Raw genomic sequence first — 535 nt, 5'->3', positions numbered from 1 at the left:
CCCTGTGTAAAGCGGCAGAAGCGCTGAAAGAGCGTGGCGCGAAACGCGTATTCGCTTACGCGACGCACCCAATCTTCTCCGGCAACGCTATCCAGAACATCAAAAACTCTGTCATTGATGAATTTGTCGTCTGCGATACCATTCCGCTGGCACCAGAAATTAAAGCGCTGGATAAAGTGCGTACTCTGACGCTCTCCGGTATGCTGGCTGAAGCTATTCGCCGTATCAGCAATGAAGAATCTATCTCTGCTATGTTCGAACATTAATCGAGCCCAGCACAAAAACCCGCTGCGGCGGGTTTTTTTGTCTCCGCACCTTATTTGTATGATCAATGCCTCCTTCACCTGCCATTTAGTTGACAGATGATGCGCTCATGGATGAAACATTATTGTGAACAGATTATTTTCCTCACATGTGATGCCTTTCCGCGCCCTCATCGACGCTTGTTGGAAAGAAAAGTACACCACCGCCCGCTTCACGCGTGACCTGATCGCCGGGATCACCGTCGGGATCATTGCGATTCCGCTGGCGATGG

Annotated in this window: 1 protein-coding gene and 1 pseudogene; both read left to right on the top strand. The window is 50.5% G+C overall.

Annotation, left to right across the window (positions count from 1 at the left end):
• Positions 1-266, top strand: a pseudogene (locus ABD481_RS47110) (ribose-phosphate pyrophosphokinase); the annotation flags it as partial.
• Positions 267-390: 124 nt separating this feature from the next.
• On the top strand, positions 391-535 hold a 145-nt coding region (locus ABD481_RS47105; RefSeq protein WP_344672392.1), incomplete at its 3' end, for a hypothetical protein.

Source organism: Catenulispora yoronensis, assembly GCF_039531695.1.
Lineage (GTDB): Bacteria > Actinomycetota > Actinomycetes > Streptomycetales > Catenulisporaceae > Catenulispora > Catenulispora yoronensis.
The sequence above is the reverse complement of the archived record's forward strand: the minus strand, read 5'-3'. Positions and strand labels throughout refer to the sequence as shown.